Source organism: Bradyrhizobium australafricanum, assembly GCF_020329495.1.
Lineage (GTDB): Bacteria > Pseudomonadota > Alphaproteobacteria > Rhizobiales > Xanthobacteraceae > Bradyrhizobium > Bradyrhizobium australafricanum.
On sequence record NZ_JAGKJL010000001.1, the window covers coordinates 205,883 to 219,585 of the forward strand.

Sequence of the window (13,703 nt, forward strand, 5' to 3'; positions counted from 1 at the left end):
GGGTGTTCCGAGTAAAAAATCCGGCCGTCTTGCGCGCAATTCGCGCAACGATGAGTCACGCCCAAGTCTAGGGGAAACGCATGAAGGAAGCCACCAAGAGGGCGGCCTCGGAAGCGCTTGCGCAAATGCTGGCGGTGACGGCAATGCTCGTCATCGCCAGCTTCATCTTTTATTGGCACTGAGGCATGATCCGGAAAAGTGTGTAGCGGTTTTCCGAAAGATCATGCCCAAACAGGTTATCCGCAAACTATGAGGGGCAAGAGCGAACCAGTTCAGCCTGGTCTTGCGTTCTGACTGGATCGTTCAGCCCCTCATTTCGCCTTTGCGAAATACGGAACCAGCCGTCCCGCGAATTGCGTGAAGCGCGCCGCGACCTTGTCGCCGATGGCGAGGCCGTTGTCGCCATGGGCCATCATGCGAAAGCCTTCGTCGGCGTCGACAAGCACGATGTTGTAGGGCACATGCGCCCGCGTCTCCGGCGTCGCGGCGCGGCAGACCAGCGAGGTCGCATACACCGTCCCTGCCCCACTCGCGCGATGCTCGGCAAGATCTGGCGAACCGCATGCGGCGCAAAAGCTGCGGCGGAAATATTGCCGCGCGCCGCAGCCGTTGCAGGTCTGATAGACGATGGCTTCCGCGCCCTTGGTCCAGTCGGCGGTCGGTCCGTTCATCGCACGCGCTCCAGGAACATGCTGACATGCGAGGACAGCACGCCGCCATCGCCGTGCAGCAGCGCCACCGAGGCGTCGCGCACCTGGCGATTTTCGGCCCGCCCGATCATCTGCAGATGGGTCTCGACCAGATGCGCCATCGCGCCGCCGACGCCGCAATGGCCGTAGCTGAGCAGGCCGCCATGGGTGTTGAGCGGCATCTCGCCGTCCTGATTGAAATAGCCGGCACGCACCCGCGCCGCCGCCTCGCCGCGCCCGGCAAGGCCGAGATCCTCCAGCAGCATTGCGAGCGTGATCGTGAAGCTGTCGTAGACCGCGGCGTAGCGCACGTCCGGGATCGCGACGCCCGACACGTCTTTCGCTTTCGCGATCGAAATCTCGGCGCCGAGTTCGCTCAGCGCAGGCGCTGCGGTGACGTGTTGATGGGTGTGTGCCTGGGCGCAGCCGCGGACGCGGACCTGCCGCTCGCCGGTCGGCTCGCGGCTGATCACGCAGGCCGCACCGCCGTCCGACACCGGGCAGCAGTCGAGCAATTTGAGCGGCATCGCCACCGGCTTGGAGGCCATCACGTCGGCAACCGTGATCGGCTCGTGGAATTGCGCGCCGGGATGCGTCAGCGCGTGCTTGCGCATCAGCACCGCGAACTCGGCGAGGTCTGCCTGCGTGAGGCCGTATTCATGCATGTAGCGCGTTGCGACCAGGCCGTAGTAGGCCGGGATCGTCGGCCCCAGCGTCACCTCGTAATCGGGATGTCCGACCTGGGCCAGCGCCTGGATCGAGGCGTCGCGGCTCTGCCCGGTCAGCCGGTTCTCGCCGCCGACCACCAGCACGTGTTTTGCAACACCGGCGTCGACCAGGTGATGCGCCAGCATGGTCATCGCAAGCCCGGTGGCGCCGCCGACCTGCACGGCGTGCGCGTAAGCCGGGCGAATGCCGAAGTGCTCGGCGAAGACCGTGGCCAGCATGATATGCGGCGAGACCGTGGAGTAGCCGCAGAGGATGCCGTCGATCTCGGAGCGCTTCAGCCCGGCATCCGAGATCGCAAGCTCGGCCGCCTTGCTCATCAGGTCGAGCGAGGACAAGCCCTCATGCTTGCCGTAGGACGTGAGGCCGACGCCTGTGACGAAGCTCATGTCAGCGCACCTATCTCAGAGCGTCATTCCGGGGCGATGCGAAGCATCGAACCCGGAATCTCGAGATTCCGGGTCTGGTCCTTCGGACCATCCCGGAATGACAACCTACAATGACTTGCGTCATCTCAATACGACTTCGGAAGGCCGAGCACCTTCTCGCCGATGAAGCTGAGGATCAGCTGCGGACTGATCGGCGCGATGCGCGGGATCAGCGATTCCCGCAAGTAGCGCTCGACGTGATACTCCTTGGCGTAACCGAAGCCGCCATGGGTCATCACCGCTTGCTCGCAGGCATGGAAGCCGGCTTCCGCCGCGAGATATTTTGCGGAGTTCGCCGCGGGGCCGCAGGGCAGGTTCTGGTCATACTGCCAGCCGGCGCGCAGCACCATCAGCCAGGCGGCCTCCAGTTCCATCCAGCACTTCGCCAGCGGATGCTGGATCGCCTGGTTCATGCCGATCGGACGGTTGAACACGATGCGACCCTTGGCGTATTCCGACGCCCGCTTCAGCGCGATCTGGCCGAGGCCGACGGCTTCGGCCGCGATCAGGATGCGTTCGGGATTCATGCCGTGCAGGATGTATTCGAAGCCGCGGCCCTCCTCGCCGAGGCGGTCTTCGACCGGGATCTCGAAATTCTCGAAGAACAGCTCGTTGGAATCGACCGGCTTGCGGCCCATCTTCTCGATCTCGTGCACGGTGACGCGCTTGCGGTCGAAATCGGTGTAGAACAGGCTGAGGCCATGGGTCGGGCTGCGCACCTCCTCCAGCGGTGTGGTGCGCGCGAGCAGCAGGATCTTGTTGGCGACCTGCGCGGTCGAGATCCACACCTTCTGGCCGTTGACGATGTATTTGTCGCCCTGGCGCACCGCACGGGTCTTGAGCTGCGTGGTGTTGAGGCCGGTATTGGGCTCGGTCACCGCGAAGCAGGACTTGTCGCGGCCGTCGATGATCGGCGGCAGCATGCGCTGGCACTGTTCCCTGGTGCCGAACACCACCACCGGATTGAGCCCGAACACATTCATGTGCACCGCGGACGCGCCGGACATGCCGGCGCCGGATTCGGAGATCGTGCGCATCATGATCGCGGCATCGGTGATGCCGAGCCCGGAGCCGCCATATTCCTCGGGGATGCAGATGCCGAGCCAGCCGGCATCGGCCAGCGCGCGGTGGAAGTCGGCCGGATAGCCGCCCTCCTTGTCCTTCTTCAGCCAGTAGGCTTCGTCAAAGCGCGAGCAGATCTTGGCGACGGCATCGCGGATCGATTCCTGGTTGGCGGAGAGTGCGAAATCCATCTGTCGTGCTCCTATGCCTGCACCGCTTTGGCGGCGCCGTCGCGCACCATGGCCGCGATCTCCTCGGTGGAGAAACCTGCCTCCCGCAAGATCTCCGCGCTGTGCTCGCCGAGCCGCGGCGCCAGCCGGCTCGGCTCAACGTTGGTCTCCGACCAGCGCGCCGACGGCGTCATGCTGCGGATCCGGCCCTCGGTCGGATGATCGACTACGGGGAAGACGCCAGTCGCGACCATATGCGGGTCCTCCAGCAGGCTCTCCAGATCGTGCATCGGCATCACCGGCACGTCGGCCTTTTCGAGGATCCCGTTCCACTCGGCTGTCGTCTTGGTCTGCAGGATGCGCGCGAGCTCGGCATAGACGACATCGATATTAGTGGCACGGCCGGCGAAGGTCGCGAATTTCGGATCGCTGCGCAGATCGTCGCGGCCGGTCGCCTTGAAGAAATTTTCCCACTGCTTGTCGTTGTAGACGATCACGCAGATATAGCCGTCCAGTGTCTTGTACGGCCGCCGGTCCGGCGACAGATGGCGCGCATAGCCGCCCTTGTCGAGCGGCGGATCGTAGGTCAGGCCGCCCATGTGATCGCCCATGACGAAGCCGGCCATGGTCTCGAACATCGGGATGTCGACGCGCTGGCCCTGCCCGGTGCGGTCGCGATGCACGATGCTCGCACAGATCGCGCCGACCGCGGTGAGGCCGACGATGCGATCCACCAGCGCGTTCGGCACATAGCGCGGCACGCCGTCCGAGGTTTGCGCCATCAGCGCAGGCAGCGCGGTCGCGCCCTGGATCAGATCGTCATAGGCGGGCTTGGCGGCATAAGGTCCCTCCTGGCCGAAGCCGAACACGCCGGCATAGATCAGCCGCGGGTTGACCTTGGAAACGACGTCATAGCCGAGCTGCAGCCGCGCCATCGCCTGCGGGCGCACATTGTAGACCAGCACGTCGGCCTTCGCGATCAGCCGCAGCACCGCCTCGCGCCCCGCCGGCTTCTTCAGATCGAGGCAGACCGAGCGCTTGCTGCGATTGGTGTTGAGGAACACCGGTCCCATGCCGGGATGCCGCGTCGGACCGATCTGCCGCGTCACGTCGCCGTCGGGGGATTCCACCTTGATGACGTCGGCGCCGTAATCGCCCAGCATCTGCGTGGCGTAGGGTCCCATCAGCACGGTCGTCATGTCGACGACCTTGATACCCTGCAGTGGTCCCATCGTCCTGTTCGCTCCCGGATGTCGTGGTTATGGAGCTAGTAACGGGAGCTTTTCCAAGAGATCAAGCTGCGCCGGGCGTATGGGCGTATGCATGGCTGCCGCCGGGAGCTTCCGTGCGGCGGAACGCAGGGTGGGCAAAACGAAGCGTATTCACCGCCGCCCTTATGCCGGCGACTGCCCCGTCATCACCTCGCGCGCCTTCAGGAGCTTTTCCAGTTCCGCATTCTGCTGCTCGAGCCGCTCGGCGATGCGCTCCTCGACTTCGGCGCCGGCTGCGCCCGCGGCCTGCTCGATCAGCTGCCTGATATTGTCCCGGAGGATCGCGATGCGATCGTTCACTTCCGACAGCGACAGAGACGTCTCGATTCCCATGGTCCGTTCTCCCGGTGACAAGCACAGGCAGCTTAGCGCGGCGGGAGGCGGCGGCCTATCCCTTAACCACCTTAGTGACCCCAATCCCTACTGTGCATGGGGTTGTTTTCGATGTTTTCGATTCAACCCAGCCTCGCCGCGATTTAGCCCATGCCTTTGGCCAGCATCTCCCGCAGCGCGGTCTTCAGCACCTTGCCATAATTGTTCTTCGGCAGTGCACCGAGATAGACATAGCGCTTCGGCCGCTTGAAGCGGGCGATCGAGGCAAGGCAATGCGCGTCGAGCTTGCCGTCGTCGGCGGCGGCGCCGCCGGCCAGCACGACGCAGGCGACGACGATCTCGCCCCATTCCGGATCCGGCACACCGACGGCCGAGACCTCGCTGACATCGGGATGGGTCAGCAGGGCTTCCTCGACTTCGCGCGGATAGATGTTGGTGCCGCCGGAATGATCACGTCCTTGGAGCGGTCCGACAGCGTGAGGAAGCCGTCGGCGTCGAGCCGGCCGACATCGCCGGTGCGCAGCCAGCCGTCCTTCAACGTCTCGGCATTGGCCTTGGGATCGTTCCAGTAGCCGAGCATCACGGTCGCGCCCTTGACCTCGATCTCGCCGGTCTCCCCGGCAGGCAGCGGATTGCCGTCCCTGTCGGTGATGCGCACGGTGACGACGCTCTGCGCCAGCCCGACCGAAGCCAGCCGTTCGAGATAGCGCGGATGATCGCTCCGGGCGTGCCAGCCGCGCGACAGCGCCGTGATCGTCATCGGCGACTCGCCCTGGCCGTAGATCTGCACGAAGCGCTGGCCCATCGTCGCCATCGCATCGGTGATGTCGGCCGTGTACATCGGACCGCCGCCATAGATAATGGTGCGCAGCCCCTCGCCGTTCTCGCCGCGCTTCTTCGCGGCATCGACCAGGCGGCGCACCATCGTAGGGGCCGCGAACATCACGACATTGTCGAGCTGGCGGCCGAGGTTGAGCACCTCGTCAGGATCGAAGCCGCCGGACTCCGGCACGACGTGGCGGCCGCCCATCCGGACATGCGGGAAATTGTAGAGGCCGGCGCCATGCGAGATCGGCGCGGCATAGAGCGAGGCATCGTGCGGCGTCGCCGGATCGACGTCGGCGAGATAGCACAGCGACATCGCGACCAGATTGCCGTGGCTGAGCATCACGCCCTTCGGACGGCCGGTGGTGCCCGATGTGTAGAACAGCCAGGCGAGATCGTTGTTTTCGCGCGGCAGCGGTGCAGGTGGCCCCTCGCCGCTTCGCATCGTCTTGTAAGCGTCGCTGTCGACCGACAGCGTGGTCATGCCGGCGGGACAGTCGTCCTTCGCCTCGTTCAACGCACCGATCGTGTCGTCAGAGACGAAGGCGAGTTTGGCACCGCCATTGCCGCAGATCCACGCCGCCTCGCGGCCGTGCAGCTTGGCATTGATCGGGATCGCGGCGGCGCCGATCCACCAGATGCCGTAGAGGCATTCGAGATATTGCGTGCAGTTCGACGCAAACAGCGCGATGCGGTCGCCCGCGGCAATGCCGTGATCGCGCGCCAACGCCGCCCCGATCGAGGCGGCGCGGCGGGCAAAGGCGGCGTAGTCGGCGTCGAGATCGAAACCGGTCAGCAGCGCCGGCGCTTCGGGACGCGCCCGTGCCGTCGCCGCCAGCCATTCGGCAATGTTCAAGCTACTTCGCCGGCTCGAGGATCGAGACGTAGTTGGCGACTGCGGCGCCGCCCATGTTGAAGATGCCGCCGATCTGCGGGTTCTTGAGCTGCATGCCCTCGGGCGCTTGCCCCGTGAGCTGCATCGCGCTCATCACATGCATGGAGACGCCGGTGGCGCCGATCGGGTGGCCCTTGGCCTTGAGGCCGCCGGACGGATTGACCGGCAGCTTGCCGTCCTTCTGGGTCCAGCCTTCCATGATCGCGCGCGCGCCCTGTCCCTTCGGCGTCAGGCCCATCGCTTCATATTCGATCAGCTCGGCGACGGTGAAGCAGTCATGGGTCTCGACGAAGGACAGGTCGGAGAGCTGCAGGCCGGCCTTCTGCAGCGCGCGCTGCCAGGCGGTGGTGCAGCCTTCGAACTGCAGGATGTCGCGCTTCGACATCGGCAGGAAATCCTGCGCATGCGCGGTTGCGCGGATGTTCACCGCCTTGCCCATGGTCTTGGCGGTCTCGGCATCGGTCAGCACCAGCGCGGCGGCGCCGTCCGAGACCAGCGAGCAGTCGGTACGCTTCAAGGGACCGGCGACGAACGGGTTCTTGTCGCTCTCGGCGCGGCAGAACTCGAAGCCGAAATCCTTGCGCATCTGCGCATAGGGATTGGCGACGCCGTTCTTGTGGTTCTTGGCGGCGATCATCGCCAGCGCATCCGACTGGTCGCCGTATTTCTGGAAATAGGCCTGCGCGATCTTGCCGAACACGCCGGCGAAGCCGCCGACCGTGTCGCCGTCCTCGGGCAGATATGACGCCTTGAGCAGGTTCTTGCCGATCTCCGGGCCCGGCGTCTTCGTCATCTGCTCGACGCCGACCACCAGCACGATCTTCGCGGCGCCGGCTTCGATGGCGCGAATGCCCTGATGCACGGCGGCCGATCCGGTGGCGCAGGCATTCTCGACCCGGGTGGTCGGCTTGAAGCGCAGCGCCGGATTGGCCTGCAGTACCAGCGAGGCCGTAAAATCCTGCGGCGAGAAGCCGGCGTTGAAATGACCGAGCATGATTTCGTCGACATCGGACGCGGCGATGCCGGCGTCAGCCAGCGCCTCGTTGGCGACCTTGACCACGAGACCCTCGACGGTCTCCGTGTCGAACTTTCCGAATGGCGTGTGCGCCCAACCCACGATGCTGGCGGTCATGGCTGTATCTCCCTGTTCCTGTTCGGAGAGTTATGTAGCGTATCTTCAGGCGGCTTTCAGCGTTTTCATCGCCGTCGCGCACATGGCGGTTATGCCCGCCCAATTGCCGGCGCGGATATCGGCCGCCGGGCACAGCCAGGAACCGCCGACCGCAAGCACATTTGGCTCGGCGAGCCAGGTCGCCGCATTGGCCTCACTGACCCCGCCGGTCGGGCACACCCTGACCTGCGGAAATGGCCCGGCCAGGGCCCGCAGTGCCTTGATACCGCCCGCCTGCTCGGCCGGGAAGAATTTGACGACGTCGAAGCCGTGGGCCAGCGCCTGCATCAGCTCGGAGGCGGTCGCGATCCCTGGCGCGAAGGGCAGCCGGCTGGAGGCTGCCGCCGTCAACAGCTCGGGCGTCGCACCCGGGCTGATGCCGAATTTGGCGCCCAGCCCCTCGGCGCGCGCCAGGTCGTCACCATTGAGGATCGTGCCGATCCCGACGATCGCCTCCGGCACACCGGCGATGATGGCCCTGGCCGCGTCGACCGCGACCGCCGTCCGCAGCGTCACCTCGAGCGTCCGCACGCCGCCGGCGACCAGCGCGTTCGCCAGCGGCACCGCGTCCTCGAGCCGGTCGATGGTCAGCACCGGGATCACGGTGGCCTGGCGGATCAGCTCGGCGATCCGGTCCTGCTTCGATGTCGTTGTCATTGCGAGGCCTTGCGGGATGGTGGGAGACGAAGCGCCTTTTTCGGCGGCATGGCGTAGCGCGGAATGATCGCGCCGGGATAGCACACCACGACACCGGCCAGCCGATGGCCGGCGCGCGCGGCCTCCTCGGGCTCGGCGCCGCCGAGCCGCGCGGCGAGATAGGCGGCGGCAAAGCTGTCGCCAGCCGCGGTGGTATCGACCACCGGCTTGGTGAGCTGCTCCGCCTTCACCTCGCGCGTTCCGCCGGCCGAGCGCACGATGCAGGCCGGCTCGGCGAGCTTCAGCACCACCTCGGGGCTCGAGATGCCCGCCAGCAGCGCCGTGTTGCTCTCGCCAGGATAAAGCGGCGCCAGATCCTCGGTCGAGGCAAGCACGATATCGGCCGTCTCGAACGCGCTGCTGAAGACCTTCCGCGCGACGCTCAGGTCCGGCCAGCCGCGGGCGCGGAAATTGGTGTCGAACGCAAACCGCGTCCCCAGCAGCCGCGCACGTTTCAGCGCCGCCAGCAATCGCTCCTGCCCATCCTCGCGCAGGATCGAGAGCGTGATCGCCGAGAGATAAACGACATCATAGGTTGCGAGTGAATTCAGGATGTCTTCCGTTTCGGGCAGATCCATCAGGTCGCGGGCGGCGGCGCTGTCACGCCAGTGGAAGAAGCGCCGCTCGCCCTTGTCGTCGGTCTGGATCAGATAGAGGCCGGGCAGCTTGCCAGCCGAGCGCGCGACATGCTTGGTCCCGATGCCTTCGCTCGCCCAGCCCGCGATCATCTCATCGCTCAGCGCATCATCGCCGAGCGCCGTGAAGTAATCGACGTGGACGCCGAGCCGGGACAGATAGACCGCGGTGTTGAGCGTGTCGCCGCCAAAGGAGCGCGAATACAGCCCGCCGAGCTGGCCACCAGGGGCCTGGCGCAGCTCGATCATGCATTCGCCGATGCTGGCAACTCTGGTCATCTCAAGCGCCGCGCTAAAGCGCGATGAAGCCTGGTTGCATCATCATCGCGCCTTAGCCCCTTGTCTGAGCATGATCTTCTCGGAAAACCGCTTCGCACTTCTCCGGATCATGCTTTAGCCCGGACGCCGCTCAGGCGGCGAACTTGCCGCCGAGTTCGTCCTCGATATGGATCCGGATGATGTCATCGAACGTCTTCTCGGCCGTGGTGAAGCCGAGCTTCAGCGCGCGGTCGGTGGCGAAATCGCGCGGCCAGCCCGAGACGATGCCGATGATGGTCGGATCGGGCACCCGCTTGATCCGCGCGGTGACGTTCTTGCCGGCGACGCGCTCCAGCGCTGCGATCTGCTCGCCGACGGTGACGGACATCCCGGGCATGCTGAGATTGCGCCGCGGCCCCATCGCATTGAGATCCATCGTGCCGGCGTGGACCAGAAAGCCGACCGCCGATTTCGGCGAGGCGTGCCAGTGCCGAACGTCCTCGGAGACCGGCAGCACTGCCTCCTCGCCCGCCAGCGGCTCGCGGATGATATTGGAGAAGAAGCCGGACGCCGCCTTGTTCGGCTTGCCCGGACGCACGCAGATTGTCGGCAGGCGGATCGAGATCCCGTCGAGCAGACCCTTGCGGGTGTAGTCGTTGATCAGGAGCTCGCAGATCGACTTCTGCGTGCCATAGCTCGTCAGCGGCGTATGGAAGAACTCGTCGCCGATCTTCTCGGGGAACGGCGCGCCGAACACCGCGATCGAGGACGTGAACACCAGCCTCGGCTTGTAGCCGCCGCCAACGGCACGGATGGCGTCGATCAGATAGCGGGTGCCGTCGAGGTTGATCCGGTAGCCCTTGTCGAACTCGGCCTCGGCCTCGCCCGAGACGATCGCGGCGAGATGGAAGATCACCTCGGGACGCTCGGCGATCAGGGGTGTCGCGGCGCCGGCATCGGCGAAATCGGATGCGACCACATTGACCGGGATCGAGGCATTCGCGGGCTTGGCCGGCGCGACCACGTCCTGCAGCGTCATCCGGGTGATCTCTTGCTTGCCGAGGCGGCCCTCGCGCAAGAGACGCTCGGTCAGCTTGCGGCCGACCATGCCGGCGGCGCCCAGAATCAGAATGTGCACGACCCTGCTCCTTTTCTTGTCTTGTTCGAATTCAGCTGCGGGCCTTGCGCGCTCATTCCTTCACGGCACCCGTCATCGCCGAGACATAATGCTCTACGAAGAACGCGTAAAGAATAACCAGCGGCAGCGAGCCGCAAAGCGCCCCTGCCATCAGGGACCCCCAGCGATAGATGTCACCGTCAACGAATTCGTTGACGATGGCGACCGGCACGGTCTTGTTCGGGGTCGATTGCAGGAACGTCAGCGCATAGATGAATTCGTTCCAGCACAGCGTGAAACAGAAGATGAAGGCCGAGATCAGGCCGGGGACGGCAAGCGGCAGCACGATCTTGATCAGGATCTGCCAGCGGCTGGCGCCGTCGATCAATGCGCATTCCTCGAGCTCGAACGGGATGGTCTTGAAATAGCCCATCAACAGCCAGGTCGAGAACGGGATCAGGATCGTCGGATAGGTCAGGATCAGCGCCAGGGGCGAGTCGAACAGGCCGTACTGAAACACGACGGTCGCGAGCGGAATGAACAGGATCGACGGCGGCACCAGATAGGCCAGGAAGATCAGGCCGCCAACGACGTTGGCGCCCTTGTAGCGCAGCCGCACGATCGCATAGGCCGCGAGCACGCTCGCGATGATCGACAGCACGGTGGCGCCCACCGCCACATACATCGTGTTCCAGAGCCAGTGCGGATAGTAGCTCTCGAACAGCAGCTTGTGGATGTGCTTGAAGGTCGGATTCCAGGTCCAGAACGGATTGTACTTGTCGAGATCGAGCAGTTGCTCGTCCGGCTTGATCGCCGTCAGCCCCATCCAATAGAACGGGAACAGCAGGATGATCACGATGATCGACAGCGGGATGTAGAGCGTCACGATCCGCCGCGGCACCGACTGCAGGTAGCTCATGCCCTCGCTGTTGTCGACGCGCGACGACGTCGACAGGATGCTCTTGAGGTCGACCTTGGAGGCGGGAAGATCAGTCATTGCTCTCTCCCTGCTGCCACTTCCTGCGCTGCAGGCCGAACCATGACACCATAATCGCGGCGAGCAGGAACGGGATCATCGCGCTCGAGATCGCGGCGCCCTCGCCCAGCTGCCCTGCGATGATCGCGCGCTGATACGACAGCGTCGCCATCAAATGGGTGGCGTTGACCGGACCGCCGCGAGTCATCGCCCAGATCAACTGGAAGTCGGTGAAGGTGAACAGCACCGAGAACGTCATCACGACGGCGATGATCGGCGTCAGCAAGGGATAGGTGATGTAGCGGAACATCTGCCAGCGCGAGGCGCCATCCAGGGTCGCCGCCTCGTACAGCGACGGCTGCACGGTCTGCAGGCCGGCCAGCAGCGTGATCGCGACGAACGGCACGCCGCGCCAGATATTGGCGAAGATCACGCAGATCCGGGCCCAGGTGGTGTCGCCAAGAAAATTGATGTTCTGGGTGATCAGGCCGAGATGCTTCAGCGACCAGGAGATGATCGAGAACTGGGAATCGAAGATCCACCAGAACGCCAGCGCCGACAGCACGGTCGGCACGATGAAGGGGATCAGCACCGCGGCACGCAACAGCGCCTTGAACGGCATGCGCTCGTTGAGCAGCAGCGCCAGATAGAGCCCGACCGCGAACTTCACGGCGCTCGCGATGAAGGTGTAGATCAGCGTGTTGAAGACCGACAGCCAGAAGATGGCGTCGTCCCACAGCCATTCATAATTCTCGCTGCCGATGAAATGACCGACGCGGCCGATGCGGGTGTCGGTGAAGGACAGCCAGATGCCGAGCCCCAGCGGATAGGCCAGGAAGAAGATCAGGAACGCCATCGCCGGCAACATGAACCAGAAGCCGAGCCAGTTCTTGTTGTGGCGGAGCTGATCCCATGCGGTCGCTTCGCGGATTTCGGTTTTCGCACGTCGCGGCGCGAGGGCGATGTCAGCCATAGGCGATGTCCCGATTGCTCAACGGATTGAGCATGACTACGCAATATTCCAATGATGGCATTCCAATGATGACGCGGGCGGCGGCTCTCCGCCGCCCGCGTCATCACATCAGCGATAGATACGCTTCAGCTGCCGTTCGGCTTCCGCCATCGCGGCCTTGCCGTCCTTGGCACCCGTGCAGTAGTTCGCGAACATGTCGACCACGATGAAGTCGGCGATCGCGGTTGCGGCCTTCTCGCCGGGCGTGCCGATGCCGGAGGCCGGCAGCGCGCGCTTCGAGGCCTGGCCGAACACCGCGTTCTTCGGATCGGCGGTCCACACCGGAGCCGAGTCGTAGGCATTGAGCGTGTGGGTGAGATAACCCCGCGCGCCCGACAGCCACTTCTCGAAATTCTCCTTCTCCAGCATGAAGGCGATGAAGGCCTTCGCCGCGTTCGGATATTTGCAGAAGTTGAAGGCGAGGATCGGAACCGCGAGTTGCAATTCGGTCGGTTTGCCGATCGAGCCGACCGGCCACAATGCGTGGTCGATGTCCTCGGCGAGCTCCTTCTTGCTCGGATCGTCCTTGGCCGCGACGTAGATCGAGATGCCGTTCGAGGTCAGGAACAGCTCGCCCGACAGGAAGGCCTTGTTGTTGGAGGAATCGTTCCAGGACGCGACACCCGGAATGAAGGTCTCCGACAGCGCCTTGGCATACTCCAGCGCCTTCATCGTCTCCGGCGAATTGATGATGACCTTGTCGTCCTTGTCGACGGTCCAGGCGTTGTGGCCCCAGAGGATGTTGTGCACCCAGGCATTGGCGTCGCCGGTGGCGTGGCCGAGCGCGAAGCCGGCCGGCGTGTTGTTCTTCTTCAGCGCTTTGCACAGTTCAAGATAGGCCGGGAAATCGGACGGCACCTGCTTGAAGCCGGCCTTCTCGACCGCCGACTTGCGATAGGTCAAATAGCCGCCGATGGTCGCGACGGGAATGCCGAGCCAGTCATTGCCCTGCTTGCAGGTCTTGGCCGCGGCTTCGGTCCAGCCGCCATATTTGTTGCCGAGATAGTCGGCAACGTCGTTCATCTTGAGAACCTTGGTCGGGAACAGCTGCGGCAGCGTGTGCAGGCCCCAGGCGAGGTCGAGACCCGAGCCGGTGTTGGCGGCGACCGAGGCCTTCGGCTGCACGTCCTCGAAGGACTCGCTGAACACGTTCATCTCGGTGCCGGTTGCCGACTTGAAGGCCGCGACCATGGCGTTGAATGCATCGTCTTCCGCGGGCACGAAGCGCTTCCAGCGCATCACGGTGAGCTTGGCGCCGGGCTCCGCCTTCCAGGGCGCGCTCTGCGCCCAGGCCTTGGCGAAGTCAAACAGCGCCGGCCCGGTGAGCATGCCGGTTGCAGCCAGCGCCGTGCCGCCCTGAAGTAGCGAGCGGCGAGTAAAATCGTGCATCGTCCTTCTCCCTATGATTGTGTTTTTGTTGTTTTTGATCTGGCCTGTTG

General features: G+C 64.6%; 12 protein-coding genes and 1 pseudogene. All 13 read right to left on the reverse strand.

Annotated elements, in window-relative coordinates; all coding sequences use genetic code 11:
• Nucleotides 1-311: 311 nt before the first annotated feature.
• The 13 genes and pseudogenes from J6525_RS01020 to J6525_RS01080 all read right to left on the reverse strand — a co-directional run bounded on the left by J6525_RS01020 (nt 312) and on the right by J6525_RS01080 (nt 13,653).
• Complete coding sequence (locus tag J6525_RS01020; protein ID WP_225641372.1) at nt 312-671, reverse strand: Zn-ribbon domain-containing OB-fold protein; 360 nt, start codon at nt 669-671, stop codon at nt 312-314.
• A complete protein-coding gene (locus J6525_RS01025; RefSeq protein ID WP_225641374.1) occupies nt 668-1,804 on the reverse strand; it encodes a thiolase family protein in 1,137 nt (378 codons plus the stop codon). Before J6525_RS01025 ends, J6525_RS01020 begins: the two co-directional genes overlap by 4 nt.
• Nucleotides 1,805-1,929: 125 nt before the next feature.
• The gene (locus J6525_RS01030; protein ID WP_225641376.1) at nt 1,930-3,096 is read right to left on the reverse strand and encodes an acyl-CoA dehydrogenase family protein; all 1,167 of its coding nucleotides are present in this window, start codon (nt 3,094-3,096) and stop codon (nt 1,930-1,932) included.
• A gap of 11 nt (nt 3,097-3,107) precedes the next feature.
• Nucleotides 3,108-4,307 carry a CaiB/BaiF CoA transferase family protein gene (locus J6525_RS01035; protein WP_225641378.1) on the reverse strand — a complete coding sequence of 400 codons (1,200 nt, stop codon included), beginning with the start codon at nt 4,305-4,307 and terminating at the stop codon, nt 3,108-3,110.
• A gap of 162 nt (nt 4,308-4,469) precedes the next feature.
• Nucleotides 4,470-4,679 (reverse strand): hypothetical protein, encoded by a 210-nt coding sequence (locus J6525_RS01040; protein ID WP_057019739.1) that lies wholly within the window; start codon nt 4,677-4,679, stop codon nt 4,470-4,472.
• A gap of 143 nt (nt 4,680-4,822) precedes the next feature.
• A pseudogene (locus J6525_RS01045) lies at nt 4,823-6,360 on the reverse strand (class I adenylate-forming enzyme family protein).
• Nucleotide 6,361: 1 nt separating this feature from the next.
• Nucleotides 6,362-7,531: an acetyl-CoA acetyltransferase gene (locus tag J6525_RS01050; RefSeq protein WP_225641380.1), complete on the reverse strand. Its 1,170-nt coding sequence runs from the start codon at nt 7,529-7,531 to the stop codon at nt 6,362-6,364.
• Between the two features lie 45 nt (nt 7,532-7,576).
• Nucleotides 7,577-8,227 carry a bifunctional 4-hydroxy-2-oxoglutarate aldolase/2-dehydro-3-deoxy-phosphogluconate aldolase gene (eda, locus tag J6525_RS01055; RefSeq protein WP_092085494.1) on the reverse strand — a complete coding sequence of 217 codons (651 nt, stop codon included), beginning with the start codon at nt 8,225-8,227 and terminating at the stop codon, nt 7,577-7,579.
• A complete protein-coding gene (locus J6525_RS01060; protein ID WP_225641382.1) occupies nt 8,224-9,180 on the reverse strand; it encodes a sugar kinase in 957 nt (318 codons plus the stop codon). The genes eda and J6525_RS01060 overlap by 4 nt, the downstream gene beginning before the upstream one ends.
• A gap of 130 nt (nt 9,181-9,310) precedes the next feature.
• The gene (denD, locus tag J6525_RS01065; RefSeq protein ID WP_225641384.1) at nt 9,311-10,297 is read right to left on the reverse strand and encodes a D-erythronate dehydrogenase; all 987 of its coding nucleotides are present in this window, start codon (nt 10,295-10,297) and stop codon (nt 9,311-9,313) included.
• A 52-nt stretch (nt 10,298-10,349) separates the two neighbouring features.
• A complete protein-coding gene (locus tag J6525_RS01070) occupies nt 10,350-11,273 on the reverse strand; it encodes a carbohydrate ABC transporter permease (RefSeq protein WP_225641386.1) in 924 nt (307 codons plus the stop codon).
• Nucleotides 11,266-12,225 (reverse strand): carbohydrate ABC transporter permease, encoded by a 960-nt coding sequence (locus J6525_RS01075; protein ID WP_092085500.1) that lies wholly within the window; start codon nt 12,223-12,225, stop codon nt 11,266-11,268. The genes J6525_RS01070 and J6525_RS01075 overlap by 8 nt, the downstream gene beginning before the upstream one ends.
• A gap of 108 nt (nt 12,226-12,333) precedes the next feature.
• Nucleotides 12,334-13,653, reverse strand: coding sequence for an ABC transporter substrate-binding protein (locus tag J6525_RS01080; RefSeq protein ID WP_057019733.1), 1,320 nt, complete (start codon nt 13,651-13,653; stop codon nt 12,334-12,336).
• Nucleotides 13,654-13,703: the final 50 nt, after the last annotated feature.